Origin of the sequence: Grimontia kaedaensis (assembly GCF_023746615.1) — a bacterium.
In the GTDB taxonomy this organism is placed as follows: Bacteria; Pseudomonadota; Gammaproteobacteria; order Enterobacterales; family Vibrionaceae; genus Enterovibrio; species Enterovibrio kaedaensis.
The window spans coordinates 2,304,753-2,327,392 of record NZ_CP082275.1; the positions used below are offsets into that span (position 1 = coordinate 2,304,753).

A 22,640-nucleotide genomic window follows, 5' to 3' on the forward strand; every position below is an offset into this window, starting at 1 on the left:
TGGAGATCGAAATCAATACTGATAGAAACGAAAAAGGCCGCGGATAATTAAGCGGCCTTTTCTAATGTGGCGGAGAGATAGGGATTTATGCGGTCGCTTCGCGCCCTTCCCTGCGGGCCGTTGCCTATTCGGCTTCGCCGGGCAACGTTGTCTCGCTTCGCTCGGCTGAACCTAGAGTCTAGGGTTCTTCACCCTATATCTTGCGAGGGTTCAGAATGCAAAAAGGCCGCTGATAGTTCAGCGGCCTTTGCTAATGTGGCGGAGAGATAGGGATTTGAACCCTAGATACGCTATTAACGTATGCCGGTTTTCAAGACCGGTGCTTTCAACCACTCAGCCATCTCTCCGTAAGTGCTGCGTATACTAATGTGCAGTTTGCATGGTGTAAACCCATTATTTATGCATTTTAGTTCGAATGCATACATTTAAGCCATCATGTGCATATACCCTTCAGCTCCTGACACATATTCAATCAGTTATCCCTAAATAAGCTTTATATTGAATCTGAAAGTGCATAAACATCTAATCAAACTTGAGACAGTATTCTAGTCACAACTAAACCCTAAAAAACAATCGGGTAATGGCGTTGTTGCCATGTGTTGATTATTCGTTAAACATTTTCACCTCTCATTTACATAAAAACAGCATGTTAGGTGTTGTACTTCTTCACATTTTCTCCCAAAAAATGTCTCATTTCTTCGAAGATCAATGCCTAGATCACACCTCTAAACTGTTCAATTTGCGCCCATGTTTTCAACCCCTATACTAAATTTTGTTAACTATGTGTTAATAAAACTTCGAAATGGTTTTACGAGGTTCACATCATTTTTAGGCTGCTTGCCTCTTATGAGCCTTGTCCATGAGTAACAAACCAGTAATAACCAATAAAGGATTGATAGGTATGGTTAATAAAAAGTCGACACTCGGGCTCGCAGTGCTCTCAGCTCTACTGCTTGCAGGCTGTGATAGCGGTGGTAACAGCGCTGAAAGTCAGAAACAAATCGACGACCTTCAAAAGCAGGTAGCTTCGCTCGAGAAGCAACTGTCTGAAGCAAAAGCGAGCACTGCACAGGCACCTGCTCCTTCTGCCCAAGGTGAAAATACTCTGGAGAAAGTGAAGAAAGCAGGCGTTATTAGCTGTGGTGTGAGCACCGGTCTTCCAGGCTTCTCTAACCCTAACGCTAACGGCGAGTGGGAAGGTATTGATGTTGAGTTCTGTCAGGCAATGGCTGCTGCAGTACTTGGCGACAAGAGTAAAGTTAAATTCGTTCCCCTGACAGCGAAAGAGCGTTTCACCGCGCTGCAATCTGGTGAAATCGACTTACTTTCCCGTAACACCACCTGGACACTGCAACGTGACGGTACTCTGGGCTTGAACTTTGTTGGCGTTAACTACTATGACGGCCAGGGCTTCATGGTGAAAAAAGATTTGGGCGTGAAGAGCGCTCTGGAGCTTGATGGAGCGTCGGTATGTGTTCAATCGGGTACAACGACAGAGCTTAATCTATCTGACTACTTCCGCTCTAACGGCATGTCTTTCAAACCAGTGGTTTACGATACGTACGATGCAACTGTAAAAGGCTTTGAGTCAGGCCGCTGTGATACACTCACTACTGACCAATCTGGTCTGTATGCATCACGCATCAAGCTGGCTGATCCAGCCAGTGCTGTTGTACTGCCAGAAATCATCTCTAAAGAGCCTCTGGGTCCTGTTGTTCGTCAAGGTGATGACAACTGGTTCAACATTGCTAAATGGACCTTGAACACCATGATCAATGGTGAAGAATTCAACATCACTTCTGCAAATGTCGATGAGATGGTGAACTCTAAAGATCCAAACATTCGCCGTATCCTGGGCCAAGACGGTCCTAAAGGTAAAGGTCTCGGCCTGAATGATGACTGGGGTTACCAAGTAATCAAACAGGTAGGTAACTACAACGAGAGCTTCCAGCGCACTGTCGGCTCTGACTCTCCACTGCAAATCTCACGTGGTGTGAATGCGCTTTGGAGTGACGGCGGCATCCTGTATGCGCCACCTATCCGCTAATAAGTCGTTCGTTTAATAAACGCATGCTGGGGCACAGGATTCTGTGCCCCATAATTAACGTTATAAGGATAGAGGTGCAGATGTATGGCATCTAAAGATAATGCGCTGAACTCAGGATCCGTCGCACGACCTGAGAAGAAGCAAAGCATCATTTACAATCCGACCTTCCGCTCTGTCGTATTCCAAGCTGTAGCTATTATCGCGCTGGTGTTTTTTGTCTACACCATCGTCAACAATGCCCTGACCAATCTTGAGTCACGTGGTATTGCTACAGGGTTTGATTTTTTGACACAGGAAGCGGGATTTGGGATTGGTTTGACGCTGATTGAGTACGATGAAACGTATTCTTATGGCCGAACCTTTTTCGTTGGCCTGTTAAATACCGCGTTGGTCTCCGTGCTCGGTATCGTCTTTGCAACTATCATCGGTTTTCTGATGGGTATCGCGAGACTATCGAACAACTGGCTGCTAAGCCGTTTTGCTGCGGTTTATATTGAAATTTTCCGAAATATCCCGTTGCTTCTTCAAATTTTCTTCTGGTATTTCGCGGTTCTTCAAGCTCTGCCATCCCCAAGAGAAAGTATCAGTATTGGTGAATCCTTCTTCCTTAACGTGCGAGGTATGTTCTTTACCCGTCCCGTCTTTGAGGAAGGTTCCACCATCATCTTTGTTGCGTTAGCTGCTGCGCTGGTTTTCAGCTTTGTGCTGGCCAAATGGGCAAAACGCAAACAGGAAACAACAGGTGAACAAACGCCGGTATTTACCATTTCATTGGCAGCCATCATAGGATTACCGCTGATAGCGTTCTTCGTTGCGGGTATGCCGGTATCACTGGAATACCCAGAGCTGAAAGGGTTTAACTTCCGCGGAGGGATTTCCATTATCCCTGAGTTAGCGGCGTTAACACTCGCATTGTCTATTTACACGGCCTCTTTTATTGCAGAGATCGTGCGCTCCGGTATTAATGCTGTGAGCCATGGACAAACAGAAGCAGCGATGGCATTGGGCTTACCGCGCGGTAAAACACTGCGATTGGTTATTATCCCGCAAGCAATGCGCATCATCATCCCACCTCTGACCAGCCAATACCTGAACCTGACAAAGAACTCATCACTAGCGATGGCTATCGGTTATCCGGATCTGGTGTCAGTGTTTGCGGGTACGACCTTGAATCAAACGGGTCAGGCTATCGAGATTATCGCTATGACGATGGGGGTTTATCTAACTCTCAGCCTACTAACGTCCTTGCTTATGAATATTTACAACGCCAAGATGGCACTGGTTGAGAGGTAACCCATGACAAGAAAACATGAGTTTCAACCTGATCTGCCACCACCACCTAATACGGTAGGTGCGGTCGGTTGGCTGAGAAAAAATCTCTTCTCTAGCCCGCTGAATTCAGTGATGACAGTCGTGCTGGCCTATATCGCCATCATGGCGCTATGGTCTGTGTTCGACTGGGCGTTCTTGAATTCAGACTGGGTTGGCACAACGAGGGAAGACTGTACAAGTGATGGCGCTTGTTGGGTATTCATTAATGTTCGCTTTGAGCAGTTCATGTTCGGGTTCTACCCGAGTGAAGAACTCTGGCGTCCTAAACTCTTCTACGCGATTCTGGCTATTTTCACGGCACTGCTGATATACGAAAAAACGCCAAAACGCGGTTGGATTCTGCTGCTGTTCTTGGTGGCATTCCCCATCATGGCGGTCTTCCTGCTGTTTGGTGATGTTGCTGGTCTGCCTAAAGTGGAAACGCACCTTTGGGGTGGCTTATTGATCACCATGATCATTGCCATTGTGGGTATCGTGATTTCACTGCCTATCGGTATTGTGCTGGCACTGGGCCGACGTTCAGAAATGCCTATCATCCGAAGCCTGTCTACCGTCTATATCGAGGCATGGCGTGGTGTTCCGCTGATCACCGTTCTGTTTATGGCGTCGGTGATGTTGCCGCTGTTCATGTCAGGTGAATCGGAAACCAACAAGTTAGTGCGCGCACTGATTGGTGTGGTCATGTTTGCTTCGGCATACATGGCAGAGGTAGTACGTGGTGGCCTTCAGGCAATTCCAAAGGGCCAGTATGAAGCCGCTGACGCCCTCGGACTCACATACTGGAAGAAGATGAATCTCATCATCCTTCCTCAGGCGCTCAAAATCACGATTCCATCCATCGTAAATACCTTTATCGGTCTGTTTAAAGACACCAGTCTGGTTCTGATTATCGGTATGTTTGATGTACTAGGTGTCGGCCAAGCCGCCAATACCGACCCGAACTGGCTCGGTTTCGCAACAGAAAGCTACGTGTTCGTTGCTCTCGTTTTCTGGATCTTCTGTTTCGGCATGTCGCGCTACAGTATCTATCTGGAAAACAAGCTTCATACCGGTCACAAGCGATAAAGAACAAGGATTGTATTTATGAGTCAACAAGACGCCCCTGTTATCAAACTGACTGATATGAACAAATGGTACGGTCAGTTCCATGTACTGAAAAACATCAACCTGTCGGTCGCGAAAGGTGAGAAAATCGTTATTTGTGGTCCTTCAGGCTCAGGTAAATCCACCATGATTCGATGCATCAACCGTCTTGAAGAGCATCAACAAGGCTCGATCGTTGTTGCAGGCACAGAATTGACGGACGATTTGAAAAACATCGAAGCGGTGCGTAAAGAAGTCGGAATGTGTTTCCAACACTTCAACCTCTTTCCTCACCTAACGGTTCTGGAAAACTGTACCCTTGCCCCTATTTGGGTGAAGAAGATGCCGAAAGACGAAGCAGAAGCGATCGCCATGAAGTATCTCGAGCGTGTAAAAATTCCAGAGCAGGCTGACAAATACCCAGGTCAATTGTCTGGTGGTCAGCAGCAGCGTGTGGCGATTGCCCGTTCACTGTGCATGAACCCTAACGTCATGCTATTTGATGAGCCAACTTCGGCTCTCGATCCAGAAATGGTTCGTGAGGTGCTGGATGTCATGGTTGAGCTGGCAGAAGAAGGCATGACCATGCTGTGTGTGACGCACGAAATGGGCTTTGCGAAAGAAGTAGCTGACCGTGTGATCTTTATGGATGCTGGTGAAATTATTGAAGAAAACGTTCCAGAGGAGTTCTTCAACAACCCTCAATCGGACCGAACTCAACTTTTCCTCAGTCAAATCCTGCATCACTAATTGTTAATAAAAAGCCGCTACACTTACTGGGTGCAGCGGCTTATTAACATCTATTTACAAACTCGAATGCGACCGTATGGCACGATACTTTAGTATTTTCAGAGGCTAAGCCGCATTATTATCATTTGTGCGACAATTGTGACTTGAAAAATTAAGCCGAAGACGCCATTAATGTCGTAATAGATACTATATGTACCCCATTGGGAGAAACCTATGAACGAACGTTTTGTTTCAGCCAGTCAAACACAAGAGAGTGCGTTGGCGACAAACAAAGTACTGCGTAACACCTACTTTCTGTTGTCACTGACTCTGGTATGGGCGGCTCTCGTAGCCGGCGTATCAATGGCTGCTAACCTACCTTACCCAGGTATCATCATCACTCTGGTTGGTTTCTACGGTCTGCTGTTCTTGACTGAAAAGAACAAGAACAACTCAATGGGCCTGGTGTTTACCTTCTTGTTCACCGGGTTCACCGGTTACACTCTCGGCCCTATTTTAAACATGTATGTAGGTGCTGGTATGGGCTGGGCAATTGCTCCGGCACTGGGTGGCACAGCACTAACCTTCATGGCGTGTTCAGCCTACGCACTAACTACCAAGCGTGACCTTTCGTTCCTGAACGGTATGCTGCTGGCTGGTTTCGTTGTGCTGGTAGTGGGTATGATTGCAAACATCTTCCTGCAAATGCCAATGCTGTCTGTCGCAATCAGCGGTATCTTCGTGCTGTTCTCAACAGGTGTTATCTTGTTGACCACTCAGTCTATCGTTCGTGGTGGTGAGACTAACTACATCTCCGCGACAATCAGCCTGTACGTGTCTATCTACAACCTGTTCCTGAGCCTGCTGCAACTGCTTGGCATTTTCGGTGGCGACGATTAACCGAACATATTGATTTGAAAAAGCTCCTTCGGGAGCTTTTTTTGTTTCTGTTTAGGTATTATCCTTTGCGCGTTCGAAATACGAGGTTATCCATGTTGGAATTAAACGGTAAACAAATCGAGACCGATGCTCAGGGTTACCTGAAAAACTTTGCTGATTGGCATGAAGAGTTAGTTCCGATGCTGGCTGAACAGGAAAACATCGAGTTGACTGAGGCGCATTGGGAAGTGGTCTACTTCGTGCAGGACTTTTATAAAGAGTTCAACACCTCCCCTGCCATTCGCCTCCTGGTGAAGTCGATGGAACAAAAGTATGGCCCGGAAAAAGGTAACAGCCGTTACTTGTATAAGTTGTTCCCTAAAGGTCCAGCAAAGCAAGCGACCAAGCTAGCGGGTTTGCCAAAGCCAGTAAAATGTATTTAAAAAAGGAGCCTTTGGCTCCTTTTTGCGTTTCCAATGTCTGCTATTGAATAGAGAAGCCATCAATCGCCTGCCAATCAACATACTCACGTATCAAATTCGTAACGTTTGCTGTCGGTGGTCCCTTGTCCAGCCAAGTTAACAAAGCCTCAACATTCTTCTCGTCACCGCACATTAAAACAGTCACAGTACCGTCGGTTTCGTTTCTCGCATAACCACTCAGTGACAACTTCAAGCCTTCGTGAGCCGTGTGAAACCTGAACCCAACGCCCTGAACTCGACCAGAGACGGTTGCCTTGACGCATATTTGTGACATTTATCACCATTCCTGTATTAGTGTTGTGCATATGTAACGGTGTAATATTCCATACGGTATATATGCACGTGCTCACATTTATTGGGGGAGCTAACATCATGAAAGAAACTCCATTCCGCTGGATCGATCAGTACCTGATCAAACTCAGTCTGAAAGAAAAATTCTACGCACTTTATGTTTTCATTTTTGCTCTTGCTATCGCAACGGGTTCAATTTTTTATTCTGCTTCTCAAGCTCAAGTTGCACAGGTACAAGAAAAACATAGTGCAGCATTAACCGCCGTGTTGTCTCACTACGACATCAGTGCCAACGAAGCCGCAAGTGTTCTAGCGCAAAATGGTATCAAGCAAACATCTGCCTACGGCGCGCCAGCGGCTTACGAACCGACTTACACAGATGGTTTCTGGGCGCAAATCAGCGCAACCTCTTGGGTGGTGATGCTTGCTTTGTTTGTTCTGGGTCTGATGACACTGCATTACGTATCGAGCTTTATTGGCGGTGCCATGTATACCATGAACCACGCCCTTCAGCGCATGCTGGATGGAGACCTGACAAGCCGAATGAACTTTTTCCCAGTTCGCGACGAATTCAGTGTGATTGCAACTACTGTCGACAAAGTTGCCGACCGCGAGCACGAACTTGTTAAAGCAATCAAGAATGCTTCAGAACTGATGGAAGAACTTTCTGCAGATCTGGGTCGTCGAAGCGCTGATAGTGAGAACCTCTCAACGGAGCAACGTACTTACCTTGATTCTCTGGCAAGTGCGACGGAAGAAATGGCAGGCTCAATCCGTGACGTTGCTTCCCATGCAGAGCAAACCTCAGACGAAATTTCTGAAGCTGGCGTTGCTTCTCAACAAAGCCGTACTCAGGTAACCCAAACTCTGCAAGCGATTCAGGCACTGGCATCAGAGATCGAAGCAGCATCCCAGGCAGTGGCTTCACTGGAGCAAAATTCCAATGAAATCGCCAGCATGGTTGCGACTATCAGTGCGATTTCAGAGCAAACCAACCTTCTGGCACTTAACGCGGCGATTGAAGCGGCGCGTGCAGGCGAGCAAGGCCGTGGCTTTGCTGTTGTTGCAGATGAAGTGCGCTCTCTGGCAGGTCGAACACAACAGACGACTGTCGAAATTCAACGGATGATTCAGGATCTTGAGAATAACACTGCGCATCTGCGTGGTGTGATGCAGGGCACTGTTGATAACGCAGCGGCGAGTGAAAGCCTGATGCAGAACATCGATCTGGAAATCAGCTCTATCTCAGAACGTAGCCAGCGTATTACCGATCGCAGCACTGAAATAGCAACTGCTGCGAACCAACAAGGCAGCGTTGCTGGCACCATCTCCTCAGATGTTGAACGTGTGCGCCAGCAAGCTTGGCAAGTAAGCGAAATGATTCAGCAAACATCTCAAGATGTCACTAATCTGCAAAAACAATCGTCCAGTCTTACTGATCTGGTGAAAGGCCTTCGCACCGAATAACGGTTGTTCTGATGAAAAAACGGCCGCCTAAAGTGCGGCCGTTTGCATTATTGCCAAGCTTCTCTGACAATACACCACCTTTTACCGGTTACCGCGTTTTCAAAGCTCGGTACCCATATTTTGAAGTTAGGAAAACCAATGAATCCGTCTGTTTATCTGGTTAAAGGCCGTGAAAAATCATTGCGCCGTCGCCACCCATGGGTTTTCTCCCGTGGAATTCAACGCGTAGAGGGTAAACCATCCCTCGGTCAAACAGTGGATGTATATGATCATCAAGGCCAATGGTTGGCTCGCGGTGCGTTTTCTCCTAATTCCCAAATTCGTGTCCGTGTTTGGACTTTCGAACAAGAAGAAGTCAACGTCGAATTCTTCAAAAAACGCCTTCAAGAAGCGCAAGGTCTGCGTGATGTTTTGGCTACCCGTGATGGCCTGACAGGTTACCGCCTGATTGCCGCTGAATCTGATGGTTTACCTGGCATCACTATCGATCGCTATGAGAACTTCTTGGTTTGTCAGCTATTGAGTGCTGGCGCGGAAGCGCAAAAAGACAATCTGGTCGAGGCGCTTATCGCACAGTACCCAGAGTGCAGTATCTACGAGCGTTCAGATGTATCAGTACGTAAGAAAGAGGGCCTGAAAGAGCGCACAGGCGTTCTACACGGTGATTTACCACCAGCCTCTGTTGTGATTGAAGAAAACGGTGTGAAAATTAGTGTCGATATCACAGGTGGCCACAAAACCGGCTTCTACCTTGACCAGCGCGACAGCCGAGAAGCGGCAGTTAAATACGTTAACGGCAAGCGTGTACTGAACTGTTTCTGTTACACAGGCGGGTTTGGTCTTTACTCGATGAAGGGCGATGCAGTAGAAGTCATTAATGTGGACGTTTCACAACCTGCGCTGGATATCGCAAAATCTAATGCCGAAATGAACGGTTATGACCTGTCGAAAGCACAGTTTGTAAATGCGGATGTATTTAAGTTGCTTCGCGAATATCGTGACGCCGGTGAGCTGTTTGACGTTGTCATCATGGATCCACCTAAGTTTGCTGAATCTAAGGCACAATTGACTGGTGCATGTCGCGGTTACAAAGACATCAACATGCTGGCTATGCAGATCCTGAAGCCTGGTGGAACGTTACTGACTTACTCTTGTTCTGGTCTGATGGACAACGCTTTGTTCCAGAAGATCATTGCGGATGCAGCACTGGATGCACATCGCAGCGTTCAATTTATCGAGCGCTTTGAGCAAGCCGCCGACCATCCAATTGATAGCGGCTACCCAGAAGGTTTCTACCTGAAAGGTTTCGCGTGCCACGTTAAATAACTATAAAACAAGCAGCTCAAAGACCATGTCTTATGGGCTGCGCTTTACATCTTTCTTGGGGAACACAATGAAGAGAAAATTCGCTTTTGCGTCGGTGTTAACCGCATTGCTTTCTTTTGGCGCTCACGCTGACGTCAAACTTAATTTGAACGATAACGTTGAGCTACTTACCTACAACGGTAAAACTCACAAATCTTCTGTATTTGGCAAGGAAGAATCGGTGGTACTTCAAAATGGCACCCAACAGGTGGCATTTCGCTATGTGGAAAGCTTTGAGGGAGGCAAAGACGTATCTTTTGTCCGCTCTGATGTGCTGGTCGTTAAGTTTTATGCGGCTGATACCGAAGTTTTCTTCGATTTCCCAGAACACAAAAACAAGCGTCAGGTTCGACAGTTCAATGACAATCCTGAATTCGCCATTCTGGATACCAACGAATCCCCTATCGCATTTGAGCAGAACAAACTGCTTAAATCAGGCTTCCAACTGAGTCGCGATTACCTCTCCGAAATGCAACGCTTTAACCAAACAGATGCACCAGCATCATTGCAGCTGACCGCATCAGAAGTCGTTTCACAGCCAAAAGTACAGTCAAATAAAGCTCCACGAGCAAAAGTGGTTGTTGGTGGGCAAGATGCATTGAATGAAGTGGAGTACCAGCTCCACTACTGGTTTGAGAAAGCAGATGCCGAAACACAAGCACGCTTTAAAGCCTTTTTAAACGCTCGCTAAGCACTCAACATTTGAGAGAGGCCGCAGTTCAAGTGGCCTTCTTTTTTTCTGCCTATTAACAGGGTCTGTTGACCTTTGGTGGTTGAATTTTGTTCTAGCCATGAGCGTTTTAGGCGTGGCGAGGTGTTTGCCGCCTAGTCACTCTGAGCAAATAGACCTCAACAAAGCATAAAACTGAGTCGCATTCTTCCCTGTTCACTCCCAAAGTTATCGACACTTCTTTCGCAACACATCTCTCAGAAAAACGAATACTGTTAACAATATTCATGATGTTAGTAATGAAAAACCATTTAGAAACTAAATATAGACATTTATTGTCGACATTTATCATCTGACATTGTGTATCTCACCTTTGCTGACGAGCATATATTCACCGCACAAATTTAATGCAGCATGTGAAAATTTATCCATTGAAACTGTGAGTCGTTACCAAGAGCGTAAAGCTTTTCAATTCAGGAACTGATTAGAGATCTAAATCTGACGAAATCTGGGGTGTCTCACTCTTGCAACTCCTCTACTTTATTCATTGCGCGATTTAAGTGCGCTAACAACATACAAATTAATAGATAACATTTTATTTTCGAGGGATATCCAATGGATGTGACAGGTAAGAGCAAAGGATTCGCGCTCTCGGCAATCGCCGTAGCGTGTATGTTCTCTTTCAATGCACAAGCTGCTGTTGACTGTACCAACATTGAAAAATGGTCAGCAGACAAAGCATATGGCGGCGGCTCAACAGTTCAAAACGACAACAAGGTTTATACCGCTAACTGGTGGACAAAGGGTAACAGCCCAGCAACTTCATCAGGCGATTACAAAGAATGGACGCTGGTTGATCAGTGTGATACTGGCGATGTAACGCCACCGGATAATGTTCTACCAACTGTATCTCTGGACTCGCCAAGCTCATCTGACGTAATCAACACAGGTGACGTTGTCACAATCAACTCAACGGCATCAGATTCAGATGGCACCGTTGCTAACGTCGAATTCTTCGTTGATGGCGCGTCTATCGGTTCAGATACTTCTTCTCCATATTCCTTTAACTGGACGGCGGCAGAAGGTGAGCACATTATCTTCGTTCGCGCGACAGACGATAAAGGCGCAGCAACGCAAAGCGCGCCAGTTAAAGTATTCGTACAACCTAGCGTGGTACTGCCAGACAACGAAGCACCAACCGTGTCTGTTGCAGCATCAGCAACAGCTGTTGATCAAGGCGCAGTTGTTACCCTGACAGCAGATGCAGCGGACTCTGACGGCACTGTATCAAAAGTTGATTTCTATGCGGCAGGCCAATTGGTTGGTACATCAACCGCAGCTCCATACACCCTGGATTGGACAGCAAGCAAAGCGGGCAACGTCTCTGTATATGCGAAAGCGACAGACGACAAAGGCGCATCAACTGATTCTGCACTGGTCACTGTTGCCGTAGCGGGCATTCCAACGGTATCTAACTGTCGTCCAGAAGGTCTATTCCAAACACCAGGTGTTAACGTTCCATACTGTACGATCTACGATGCAGAAGGCCGTGAGGACATGGGTGCTGACCACCCTCGCCGTATCATCGGTTACTTCACCAGCTGGCGCTCAGGCGATGACTCGCAAGCCGCTTACCTTGTTAAAGATATCCCATGGGAAGAACTTACCCACATTAACTATGCATTCGTAAGCATCGGTGCTGACGGTAAAGTAAACGTCGGTGATGTGAACGATCCAAACAACGCCGCAGTTGGTAAAGAATGGCCAGGCGTAGAAGTTGATCCAGCACTTGGCTTTAAAGGTCACTTCGGTGCACTTGCAACATACAAAGCGAAACATGACGTTAAAACACTGATCTCTATCGGTGGTTGGGCGGAAACCGGCGGTCACTTCGGCCTTGACGGTAACCGTGTAGCAGACGGCGGTTTCTACACCATGACCACCAACGCTGACGGCTCAATCAACCATGCAGGTATCCAGAAGTTTGCGGACTCTGCTGTTGAAATGATGCGTAAGTACAAGTTCGATGGTCTGGATATCGACTACGAATACCCAACCTCAATGGCCGGTGCTGGTAACCCTTACGATAAAGAGTTCATGGAACCACGTCGTCAATACCTGTGGGCTTCCTACCAAGAGCTGATGCGCGTCCTTCGTGAGAAAGTCGACATCGCTTCTGAGCAAGACGGTCACCACTACATGCTGACCATCGCAGCGCCATCTTCTGGCTACCTGCTGCGCGGTATGGAAACCTTCGATGTGACCAAGTACCTCGATTACGTCAACATCATGACCTACGACCTGCATGGCGCTTGGAATGATCACGTTGGCCACAACGCAGCACTGTTCGACACAGGTAAAGACTCTGAGTTGGCAGCTTGGAACGTATATGGCACCAGCCAGTATGGCGGTATCGGTTACCTGAACACTGACTGGGCGTACCACTACTTCCGTGGCTCAATGCCAGCGGGCCGCATCAATATCGGCGTTCCTTACTACACCCGTGGTTGGCAGGGCGTAACAGGCGGTGAGAACGGTCTGTGGGGTAAAGCAGCACTTCCAAACCAAGCTGAGTGTCAACCAGGCACCGGCGAAGGTGAGAAGAACAACTGTGGTCACGGCGCGATCGGTATCGACAACATGTGGCACGATACCGATCCAAAAGGTAACGAAATGGGTGCAGGTTCTAACCCAATGTGGCATGCGAAGAACCTTGAGCATGGCATCTTTGGTACCTACGCATCTGCGTACAAACTAGACCCAGCAAACGATCCACAAGACGTTTTGAAGGGCACTTACCAGCGCAACTACGACTCAGTCGCTGTTGCACCATGGCTCTGGAATGCTGAGAAGCAAGTGTTCCTGTCGACTGAAGATGAAGCGTCAATCAAAGTAAAATCTGATTACGTTATCGACAAAGGTATCGGCGGCATCATGTTCTGGGAACTGGCGGGGGACTACGCATGTTACCAACTGGACGCGAACGGCAACCGCACTGACGTTGTAGACCCAACCGAAAATGCTTGTACGACTGGTAACGGTGAGTTCCACATGGGTAACACCATGACCAAAGCAATCTACGACAAGTTTGCAGCAGCCACACCTTATGGTGCGAAACTGTCTGAAACTGCAATGCCAACCGAAGCGGTTGATATTACGGTTAGCGTAGGTGGCTTCAAAGTGGGCGACCAGAACTACCCAATCAACCCGAAAATCACTTTCACCAACAACACTGGCGTAGAACTGCCTGGCGGTACTGAGTTCCAGTTTGACATTCCGGTTTCAGCACCAGACAACGCGAAGAGTCAGAATGGCGGTAAAGTGAAAGTCATTTCTTCTGGCCACACCAAAGCGAACAACATTGGTGGCCTGGAAGGTACTATGCACCGTTTAGCGTTCTCACTACCAACGTGGGACTCTCTGGCTCCTGGTGCAACGTATGAACTGGACTTTGTGTACTACCTGCCAATCTCTGGCCCTGCGAACTACACAGTAAACATCAACGGTGTTGATTACGCATTCGCATATGAGTACAGCGACCTGCCATTGGCAGACCTGTCAGCAGGCGGTGGTAATGGTGGCGGTGACAATGGTGGTGGCACAGGTACTTGTGACACGACTGGCATCGTGGTTTACCCAAATCTACCTCAGACTGACTGGGCAGGTAACCCAAGCCACGCAGCCGCAGGTGACAAAGTCGTGAAAGACGACGTTGTTTACCAAGCAAACTGGTGGACTGCTTCTGTTCCAGGTAGCGATGGTAGCTGGACCAAAGTGTGTGGCTAATCCACTAATTTAAATCACTTAAGTAGACAAAGCCGACTCAATTGAGTCGGCTTTTTATTGGCCATCACACTGGAAAGTACTCTATGCCTGTCTGTTCAGAATAATTGAACAGTTCCGTAGAAAACATTGGCATTATTCAATGCGATAAACCTGTTAGAATCACCTCGTCTTTCACTAAAGTTCGCGTCAATGGTTTTGGAAAACGGCGATTTATCAACGCTTTCCCCCTACATTTCTGATTTTGTTCGCGACCATCCTACTCCGGAAGGATTCATGATCTATAAATTGTTCGAACGCGTTACGCTAGCCTTTCCACCAGAGCAACCGGAACAGCCACCTAATGGCCTGCTTGCATTTTGTCGCCACTACACCAAAGGTTTTGAACGACCGCTGATTACCATGGCGGTGCTCACGGCATTTATCGCCATTGCGGAAGTATCACTGTTTGGCTTTATGGGACAGCTGGTTGACTGGCTGACTAATCAAGATAAAACCACGTTTCTCGCCGACGAGGGTAATACTCTGATTGGGATAGGGCTGCTTATCCTAATTGGTATGCCAATACTTGTCGCTGTGCATTCTTTGGTTTTGCACCAGTCGCTACTTGGTAACTACCCAATGTCCATTCGCTGGATGGCACACCGTTACCTGCTGAAGCAGAGCATCGGCTTCTATCAGAATGACTTCGCAGGTCGTATTGCAACCAAGGTCATGCAGACTGCGCTGTCTATCCGCGAAACCGTGATGAAGCTGCTGGATGTGGCGGTATATATTGCCGTCTACTTTATCTCCATGCTGTTTATCGTTGGCCAAGCAGATATCCGTCTTATGCTCCCAATGCTGGTTTGGTTGATGGCCTACATTGGCATCCAGATTTACTTTGTCCCCAAGTTGAAAGCAGTCTCCACCGAGCAGGCAGATGCCCGCTCGTTGATGACAGGCCGTATCGTGGACAGCTACACCAACATCGCCACGGTCAAACTGTTCTCACATACCGATAGAGAGACCCAATACGCCGAAGAAGGCATGGGCGTATTTATGGACACGGTTTACCGCCAAATGCGTCTGGCGACCGGCTTTAATATCTCGGTAGAGATCGCTAACTACGCCCTGCTGTTCTCCATCAGCGCCATGTCTATCTGGCTCTGGTTGGACTCCGCGATCACCGTAGGCGCGATAGCTATTGCGGTCAGCCTTGCACTGCGCATCAACAGCATGTCGAAGTGGATAATGTGGGAAATCGGTTCGCTGTTTGAAAACATCGGTACCGTAGTAGATGGAATGGCGACGCTTTCCAAGCCTGTCGAAGTGTTGGACAAGATGAACGCACCTGCATTAGAGGTGCCTCAAGGCGCTATTAACTTCACCGATGTTCGCTTCCATTATGGTGAAGGCAAAGGCGTGATTGAAAAACTGAACCTCAACATCAAGCCGGGTGAAAAAGTCGGTCTCGTTGGTCGTTCAGGAGCAGGTAAATCAACCTTAGTGAATCTTCTAATGCGTTTTCACGATGTGGAAGGCGGTGAAATCCGTATCGACGGTCAGAACATTTCAGCCGTGACACAGGATTCACTGCGCGCCAATATCGGCATGGTGACTCAGGACACTTCCCTGCTGCACCGCTCTATCCGTGAAAACATCCTTTACGGTGACCCAAATGCCAGCGAAGACGCGATGCTCGCCGCTGCGAAGAAAGCACAAGCTCACGACTTTATCGAAACCCTGAGCGACCCACATGGTAATCGTGGTTACGATTCGCAGGTAGGTGAACGCGGTGTGAAGCTGTCTGGCGGTCAACGTCAGCGTGTGGCAATTTCCCGTGTTCTGCTAAAAGACGCGCCAATTCTTATTCTTGATGAAGCGACTTCAGCGCTGGATTCGGAGGTGGAAGCAGCAATTCAGGAAAGTCTTTATCAATTAATGGAAGGTAAAACCGTTATCGCCATTGCTCACCGACTTTCCACCATCGCTGCGATGGACAGACTGATTGTGCTTGATCAAGGTGAAATCGTGGAACAAGGCACCCACCAAGAGCTGATTTCCAGTGGTGGCATCTACGCTCAACTCTGGCAGCATCAAACCGGTGGCTTTATTGGTGACTGAACCCGATTAAGTTAGGGAAAAGGACGCTTTGGCGTTCTTTTTTGTCTCAGTTATCTTTCAAAATCGCAAAGTTAGGAAAGCTCTCCTACCCTTGTATTGAATCATTGTAGGGGATGAGATTTATGTTCAACGTGAAAACCACCATAAAAACAACTCTTCTGGCCACCGCAGTTTTCGGCCTCACCGCTTGTTCTGATTACGACCCTGTTGCAGAGAGTGACTGCGGTAAAGTTGTTAGCCATGCTCAGAAAATTCTTGGTGCATTAGCACCTTCAGCGGGTGAATTAATGAGCCAGTGCAAAGCAGCTTCCGACAGCGAACGCGGTTGTGTGATGGCATCGACCAAAAAAGGCCAACTCGCGCAGTGCCTATAATCGAATAAACTGTCGTATACTGGCGCCCGTTTTTTAACGGGAGCCATGTATGCAACGTTCCACTCTTATCGGCCTGAAAGTTGGCCTGCTCGCCCTTCTTCTTTTTATTGGTATGCTCGGCATGAGCACCAACTCACCCGCAACAGAATGGCTCAAAGAAGCGTTTTTGGGCATAAGCTTTGCATTTGCATTTGGCTTGGGCGCTCCGGAAGCACTGGCTTACATGCTGGCGACAATCGTGTTTATTGCGGTTTTCTGTGTGGGGTATTTTGTAGGGAAGAAGGCTTCTGGCAGATTGGATAGCTAAAGCTGACTACACTTCCGACTAAACCAAAGTTTTTGTAACAGCCCGTAAGCCCCAAAGTGGCCAGACTCGCCGTCATTAATCGCGATTTTCGGCCATTACGGGCCGCGTGGAAACCCCACTGGCCGTATGTCTCAGTAAGTTTGCAGGGGATAATCAAACTATTCACTAGACTATTTCCACATCGCGGAAATATACTGCGCTTCCTGTTATTACTGTAGGAATACTTTGTGGACCCCAACTCTAGTCAATTGTGTCAAACCTTACTGGCTTCTCGTCACCAAGGGAGGACGCAACAATGATTGAGACCCTTCTTACCCTTCTGTTCGGCATTCTATTTATCTTGGCTATTATCGCAGCAAACGGCTACTTCGTTGCCCAAGAGTTTGCTTACATGGCCGTGGACAGAGCAAGACTCGCAACGCTGGCAGCCACTGGCGATGAAGCCGCAAAACGCGCGCTCAAAGTCACCAAACGTACCAGCTTTATGCTTTCCGGTGCCCAACTTGGCATTACGGTAACCGGCTTGGTGTTGGGTTTCGTTGCAGAACCCCTTGTTGGCCAGTCGCTGGGCGTATTGTTGCAAGGTTTTGGGTTATCGCTAGAGGCGGGTATCGCTCTAGGTACCGTCATCACTTTGGGTGTCGCTATGGTCGTTCAAATGATCATGGGCGAGCTGTACCCGAAAAACCTCGCGATTGCGAACGCAGAGCCAATGGCTCGCATGATGTCCCGCTCAACACTAATTTACATGTCTGTGTTTGGCTTTTTCATCAGCTTCTTCGACAAATCAGCAAACCTTCTGCTTCGCGCGGTTCGCATTGAACCAGTGCACGATCTTGACGTGAGTGCGTCAGAAGAAGACTTGCACCATATCATCGCTAACTCGCGTGAAACAGGTGATATCCCAGTCGAACTGTCGCTGATGATGGATCGTATTCTGGATTTCCCAGAGCGCGACGTAGAACACGCGATGGTGCCTCGTTCACAAGTGGATTGGGTTGAGCCAGAAACCACATTGACTGAATTAGTGTCGCTAATGGCACAAGCACATACCCGTTACCCAGTGGTTAACGACGATGATGCGCCTGTGGGTGTGGTTCATTTGCCTGACGTACTGGCCCGTATTGATGCCGGCCATGCTGACGACACTGTGGAATCAGTGATGCGCCCTGCTACCGTGCTGCCAACGCTTATGAGCCTACCAGACGCTCTGGATCAGCTAGAAAAATCAACTAACCATCTGGCGTGTGTCATTGACGAGTACGGCGGTTTTGCTGGCGTACTGACGATTGAAGACCTTGCAATGGAAATCGTGGGCGAAATCACCGACGAGCACGACGCGGACGCGGCTGATGCCGTTGTGCCACAGAGCGACAATGTATGGCTGATGGTAGGTGACGTCCACATCGACGAAGTGGAACGTGCGATTGGCTACGACCTGCCGAAAGACGATGTGGAAACCATCGCCGGTATGTTGATTGCGGAGCGCGGCGCACTTCCGGCTGAAGGTGAGACAGTCGTTATCGAACTGCCAGTCGACCCATCCGAATTTGCTTCTGGCGAGCTGTTCAAGCGCCATCTTGAAGTTGAAGTGTTGCGTATTGAGCGACACGTTCCAACAGAGGTGCGCGTCAAACTTGTAGAGAATCCAGTTGAGGAGGGTGAAGAATGATGACCGATCCGTTGATTGTCACTTTGGTGACCTCTGCCCTCATCATACTGAGTGGCTTCTTCGTTATCATCGAATTTGCATTGATGGGTGCACGCCGCCACCGCTTGGAAGAAATGGCTGTGGAAAGTGCGTCTGCACGCGCTGCGCTGCGTGGCATGAATGACCTGACACTCATGCTAGCCGGTGCCCAGTTGGGCATTACCTTCTGTACCTTTGCGTTGGGTGCAGTCACCAAGCCAGCGGTAGACCATTGGATTGGACCCGTGTTTGCCTCGATGGGCATGCCGGAATGGGCGGTAGATGGTGCTTCGTTCGGTTTTGCACTGTTCGTCGTGACCTTCCTTCACCTTGTTGTCGGTGAAATGGCACCCAAGTCCTGGTCGATTGCACATCCTGAAAAATCAGCACTGGCGATTGGCCTTGTAGCACGCGCTTACGTGTGGCCACTGCGTCCGTTGCTGAACTGGATTAACCGCATTGCGAACAGACTGGTGAAAGCATCTGGCGTTGAGCCAGTTGAAAGTGCCGCTGTCGGTGGGCAGGACATTGATACCATCCGTCAGCTCGTCGAACACTCAGGTAAAGTGGGTACACTGCAACCGAGTATTCAGAAGCAGCTTTCTGGTCTGATTGACCTGAGTTCAATCCCAGTTGAAACACTGGTCACGGAAGGTCAGGTCATGGCGCATGTTGACAAGCGCGCAACCGTTGCGGAAGTTCGCAAGGTGTCGATGGAATCTGGACACATGCGTATTCTGGTATTCGGCAACCGTGGCCTGAAACCACTTGTGGTTCACGTCCGTGATACCCTGCTGGAACCCGCTGACCGCCCTGCACGTGAAGTCGCACGAAAAGCGCATGTACTTGATGCCAACACACCGGTATACGAAGCGCTGGCGCGTATGCGAGAAGCAAGTGTGCAGATTGCTGTGGTGAGCAAAGGCGACAAGATGATTGGTGTCGTCACGCTGGCAGATATCCTGAAGCGTGTGCTGCCAACATCAGCTGCGAGCTAACCGTCCCGCTATTATCCCAATAAAAACGCCACCTTTTCAGGTGGCGTTTTCGTTTTTATCAAACCTTGAATCACAAGCGTTTACATGAAATCTGATAGTCAGCTTAGGCCGCACTCAACACTTTCTGCTGATGAGCAAGATACTCTTCGTATGTGCCTTGGAAGTAATCCAGCTTCTTGTCTTTGATTTCGATAACCGCCGTCGCCAGTGATGAGACAAACTCGCGATCGTGACTGACGAAAATCAGCGTTCCAGGATACACTTTCAGCGCGCTGTTCAGTGCTTCAATTGCTTCCATGTCCATGTGGTTGGTTGGCTCATCCATCACCAGCACGTTGATGTCTTGCATCATCAGTTTGCCGAATATCAGGCGGTTCTTCTCGCCACCCGAACAGTTTCTGGCTTTCTTGTTGACATCATCTTCGGTAAACAGCAGACGCCCCAGAATCGCACGCACAATCAGGTCGTTATGCTTTGCAGTACGCCACTGTGAAATCCACTCAAAGATGGTCATGTCGTTGTCGAAGTCAGCAGTACAATCCTGAGGACAGTAACCGACAGACGCATTCTCCGCCCACTTCACCACGCCTTCGCTTTGCTCAAGCTCGTTCACCAAACAGCGCAGCAGCGTGGTTTTACCCACACCGTTCTCACCGATAACCGCAAGGCGTGAGCCCGCTTCCAACAACAGGTTGCCATTTTCAAACAGCATCTCGCCATCGTAGCCATGACCCACTTCTTGCAACTCAAGTGCCTGACGGTGCAGTTTCTTACCTTCACCAAAATCAATCGACGGACTGATACGGCTAGAGGTTTTCACTTCATCCAGCTTGATTTTGTCCATGCGTTTCGCGCGCGAACTCGCCAGCTTTGCTTTAGAGGCGTTGGCACCAAAGCGGTTCACAAACTCTTGCAGCTCGTTAATTTCGGCCGCTTTCTTGGCGTTACTCGCCAGCAATTGCTCTCGTTGCAAACCAGATGCTTCCAGGAAGTAGTCATAGTTACCCGGATAGATGCGCAGCTCACCATAATCAATGTCAGCCATATGGGTACAGACCGTGTTCAGGAAGTGACGGTCGTGCGAAATGATAATCATGGTGCACTTACGCTGGCTTAACTCTTCCGCCAACCAACCGATGGTGTGAATATCCAGGTTGTTCGTCGGTTCGTCCAGTAGCAGAATATCTGGGTTCGCAAACAGCGCCTGCGCCAACAGCACACGCAGTTTCCAGCCCGGCGCAACGTGCTGCATCAAGCCAAAGTGCAGGTATTCTTCAATACCTGCTTTGATCAGGATATCGCCCGCGCGGCTTTCTGCGGTGTAGCCATCCATTTCTGCGAACTCGACTTCAAGCTCCGCGACTTTCATGCCGTCTTCTTCGCTCATTTCCGGCAAAGAATAAATGCGGTCACGCTCTTGCTTCACTTCCCACAGCTTCTTGTCACCCATGATGACCACATCAATCACGTTGAAGTTTTCGAACGCAAACTGATCCTGACTCAACACACCCAACTTCAATCCCGGTGCGATCGACACGTTACCAGAGCTAGGTGCCAGTGCGCCGCTCAAGATCTTCATAAAGGTCGATTTGCCACAGCCATTCGCGCCAATCAGGCCATAACGGTTACCGTTACCGAACTTAGCTGAGATGTTTTCAAACAACGGCTCCGCGCCAAATTGCATGGTGATGTTAGCGGTTGAAATCAATGAAGTAATCCTAGGTGAATAATGAGAAGTGTTCAGAGCGCCACTTTATGTGGCACGAACAAACAGTCGGCGAATTATACAGACTAAATTGGGATTGAACAGGTGGTAGCGGTAGAGGTTTTCAATACGAATACTCAACTGACTCAATAGGCAGCCAATACCATAGGCATGGAGACGAAAACGCCACTGCATAGGAACAGTGGCGTTAATTGCGCTGCGCGAGTTTAAGATGCGTTAGGGTTTTGAAGCAGGTGCTTCACCATCTTATTGACCGCATTCATCTGCGGGCCTGATTTAAAGGAGTAGTCGTAGCGGGTGTAACCCCACCAGTCCCAACAACCGTTCGGATTAATAATTTGACGAGTTTTTGCCTGTGGGTAAAGCACAATGATGTTATTGGCATCGGCCCACTGGTTAATCCCGACTTCTTTGGCGTATTCGTCGCCAATGGTGCCTTTGTTTTGCTGACATCCGTGGAAAGCGACATGTACTTTACAGCTGCTGCCCGTGGTGCAGTTATCTGGGACGAACACAAAGCCCTGATCATCCATGCTGGTCAAAGTGCTGGTAAAGAAAGGACGCTGGTCAAAAACGTGGAGTTTGCCGGGTTTCTCGGGTGCTTTTTCTTTCAACGGACCGACAATCCAAGAGAGCATTTCGCCAGCGCTGTCGTAGTTACAATTGTTGATGTAGGGGCTTTGCGTGGTGTTGCACTCGCTGCCAAATTCGTCAGTCACAAAAGCGTGTCCTGCGGGAACGGTATCAACGAAGTTGATGTTATCGCCCATATTCACCTGCTCGTAGTATTCGTTTACTGCTTTCATGGTGACGGGTTTTACAGTTGGATCTTCTGTGCCACTGAATAGCCACACTTTTTGATTGGCAATGTTGGTGATGTCGTCGATTTTGCCGTCTTTTTCGCGCTTCTTGGTTAAAGACAGCAGGCTGTCGACATTTGCGCCTTTTTCCATGCAGTGAAATGCGCGGGTAATACTGTTCATGTTTGCCAACGGATCTTCCGGATCAAAGCTCAGTACATTGACGCAGTCATACGGAATGCCCGCAATCACGCCAACACCTTTCACTTCAGAAGAGTAAGCAACGCTGTACTGCACAGCCATTGCACCACCAGAGGATAATCCAGAAACCGTCACGGTTTCACTGTCTGCGCCAAGTTGAGGGAGGGGATCTGCCTTGTCGTTATTCGCAAATGTTGCCGTACTAAAAAGTAGTGCTGAAACAACCAGCGCATTGGTTATTGTTTTCATCTTGAGCCCTTAAATGTTTATCCATAACTGTTGTTGTATGTGATGCAGAGAGAAAGCCAGC

18 protein-coding genes, 1 tRNA gene and 1 other RNA gene are annotated in these 22,640 nt (G+C 48.5%); 15 read left to right on the forward strand and 5 right to left on the reverse strand.

Annotated elements, in window-relative coordinates:
- Nucleotides 1-67: 67 nt before the first annotated feature.
- Together K6Q96_RS10450 and K6Q96_RS10455 are read right to left on the reverse strand one after the other, a co-directional pair.
- A non-coding RNA gene (locus tag K6Q96_RS10450) (RtT sRNA) lies at nucleotides 68-212 on the reverse strand.
- Nucleotides 213-256: 44 nt separating this feature from the next.
- Nucleotides 257-347, reverse strand: a tRNA-Ser gene (locus K6Q96_RS10455).
- 554 nt (nucleotides 348-901) lie between these two features.
- Here K6Q96_RS10455 and K6Q96_RS10460 point away from each other — a divergent pair.
- The 6 genes from K6Q96_RS10460 (at nucleotide 902) to K6Q96_RS10485 (ending at nucleotide 6,513) form a co-directional block, all read left to right on the forward strand.
- A complete protein-coding gene (locus K6Q96_RS10460; protein ID WP_251875583.1) occupies nucleotides 902-2,047 on the forward strand; it encodes an amino acid ABC transporter substrate-binding protein in 1,146 nt (381 codons plus the stop codon).
- Between the two features lie 84 nt (nucleotides 2,048-2,131).
- Nucleotides 2,132-3,340: an amino acid ABC transporter permease gene (locus K6Q96_RS10465; protein ID WP_251875585.1), complete on the forward strand. Its 1,209-nt coding sequence runs from the start codon at nucleotides 2,132-2,134 to the stop codon at nucleotides 3,338-3,340.
- A 3-nt stretch (nucleotides 3,341-3,343) separates the two neighbouring features.
- On the forward strand, nucleotides 3,344-4,444 hold the full coding sequence (locus K6Q96_RS10470; protein ID WP_251875587.1) for an amino acid ABC transporter permease: 1,101 nt from the start codon (nucleotides 3,344-3,346) through the stop codon (nucleotides 4,442-4,444).
- Nucleotides 4,445-4,462: 18 nt separating this feature from the next.
- Nucleotides 4,463-5,212, forward strand: coding sequence for an amino acid ABC transporter ATP-binding protein (locus tag K6Q96_RS10475; RefSeq protein WP_002539046.1), 750 nt, complete (start codon nucleotides 4,463-4,465; stop codon nucleotides 5,210-5,212).
- A gap of 213 nt (nucleotides 5,213-5,425) precedes the next feature.
- Nucleotides 5,426-6,091, forward strand: coding sequence for a Bax inhibitor-1/YccA family protein (locus K6Q96_RS10480; protein ID WP_251875589.1), 666 nt, complete (start codon nucleotides 5,426-5,428; stop codon nucleotides 6,089-6,091).
- Nucleotides 6,092-6,183: 92 nt separating this feature from the next.
- Nucleotides 6,184-6,513: a TusE/DsrC/DsvC family sulfur relay protein gene (locus K6Q96_RS10485; RefSeq protein WP_062661065.1), complete on the forward strand. Its 330-nt coding sequence runs from the start codon at nucleotides 6,184-6,186 to the stop codon at nucleotides 6,511-6,513.
- Between the two features lie 40 nt (nucleotides 6,514-6,553).
- Here K6Q96_RS10485 and yccX read toward each other — a convergent pair whose 3' ends face one another.
- Nucleotides 6,554-6,826 carry an acylphosphatase gene (gene yccX, locus K6Q96_RS10490; RefSeq protein WP_251875591.1) on the reverse strand — a complete coding sequence of 91 codons (273 nt, stop codon included), beginning with the start codon at nucleotides 6,824-6,826 and terminating at the stop codon, nucleotides 6,554-6,556.
- A gap of 98 nt (nucleotides 6,827-6,924) precedes the next feature.
- On the opposite strand from yccX, the gene K6Q96_RS10495 reads away from it, so the two are divergent.
- The 9 genes from K6Q96_RS10495 to K6Q96_RS10535 all read left to right on the forward strand — a co-directional run bounded on the left by K6Q96_RS10495 (nucleotide 6,925) and on the right by K6Q96_RS10535 (nucleotide 19,603).
- Complete coding sequence (locus K6Q96_RS10495; RefSeq protein WP_251875593.1) at nucleotides 6,925-8,310, forward strand: methyl-accepting chemotaxis protein; 1,386 nt, start codon at nucleotides 6,925-6,927, stop codon at nucleotides 8,308-8,310.
- Between the two features lie 138 nt (nucleotides 8,311-8,448).
- Nucleotides 8,449-9,636 carry a class I SAM-dependent methyltransferase gene (locus tag K6Q96_RS10500; protein WP_251875595.1) on the forward strand — a complete coding sequence of 396 codons (1,188 nt, stop codon included), beginning with the start codon at nucleotides 8,449-8,451 and terminating at the stop codon, nucleotides 9,634-9,636.
- Between the two features lie 67 nt (nucleotides 9,637-9,703).
- Nucleotides 9,704-10,366 carry a YccT family protein gene (locus tag K6Q96_RS10505; protein ID WP_251875597.1) on the forward strand — a complete coding sequence of 221 codons (663 nt, stop codon included), beginning with the start codon at nucleotides 9,704-9,706 and terminating at the stop codon, nucleotides 10,364-10,366.
- A 594-nt stretch (nucleotides 10,367-10,960) separates the two neighbouring features.
- Nucleotides 10,961-14,131, forward strand: coding sequence for a chitinase C-terminal domain-containing protein (locus K6Q96_RS10510; RefSeq protein ID WP_251875599.1), 3,171 nt, complete (start codon nucleotides 10,961-10,963; stop codon nucleotides 14,129-14,131).
- Between the two features lie 273 nt (nucleotides 14,132-14,404).
- Nucleotides 14,405-16,234 (forward strand): ABC transporter ATP-binding protein, encoded by a 1,830-nt coding sequence (locus K6Q96_RS10515; RefSeq protein WP_289623561.1) that lies wholly within the window; start codon nucleotides 14,405-14,407, stop codon nucleotides 16,232-16,234.
- 122 nt (nucleotides 16,235-16,356) lie between these two features.
- Nucleotides 16,357-16,608 (forward strand): hypothetical protein, encoded by a 252-nt coding sequence (locus K6Q96_RS10520; RefSeq protein ID WP_251875601.1) that lies wholly within the window; start codon nucleotides 16,357-16,359, stop codon nucleotides 16,606-16,608.
- A 49-nt stretch (nucleotides 16,609-16,657) separates the two neighbouring features.
- On the forward strand, nucleotides 16,658-16,915 hold the full coding sequence (locus K6Q96_RS10525) for a hypothetical protein (RefSeq protein ID WP_251875603.1): 258 nt from the start codon (nucleotides 16,658-16,660) through the stop codon (nucleotides 16,913-16,915).
- A 295-nt stretch (nucleotides 16,916-17,210) separates the two neighbouring features.
- Nucleotides 17,211-18,587, forward strand: coding sequence for a hemolysin family protein (locus K6Q96_RS10530; RefSeq protein WP_251875605.1), 1,377 nt, complete (start codon nucleotides 17,211-17,213; stop codon nucleotides 18,585-18,587).
- Nucleotides 18,587-19,603 (forward strand): CNNM domain-containing protein, encoded by a 1,017-nt coding sequence (locus tag K6Q96_RS10535; protein ID WP_353621785.1) that lies wholly within the window; start codon nucleotides 18,587-18,589, stop codon nucleotides 19,601-19,603. Before K6Q96_RS10530 ends, K6Q96_RS10535 begins: the two co-directional genes overlap by 1 nt.
- 103 nt (nucleotides 19,604-19,706) lie before the next feature.
- On the opposite strand, the gene K6Q96_RS10540 is transcribed toward K6Q96_RS10535, so the two are convergent.
- Both K6Q96_RS10540 and K6Q96_RS10545 read right to left on the reverse strand, forming a co-directional pair.
- Nucleotides 19,707-21,311, reverse strand: coding sequence for an ABC-F family ATPase (locus K6Q96_RS10540; RefSeq protein WP_256481718.1), 1,605 nt, complete (start codon nucleotides 21,309-21,311; stop codon nucleotides 19,707-19,709).
- A 224-nt stretch (nucleotides 21,312-21,535) separates the two neighbouring features.
- Entirely contained in the window at nucleotides 21,536-22,579 is a 1,044-nt protein-coding gene (locus K6Q96_RS10545; RefSeq protein WP_251875607.1) for an extracellular catalytic domain type 2 short-chain-length polyhydroxyalkanoate depolymerase, read from the reverse strand.
- Between the last annotated feature and the right edge of the window lie 61 nt (nucleotides 22,580-22,640).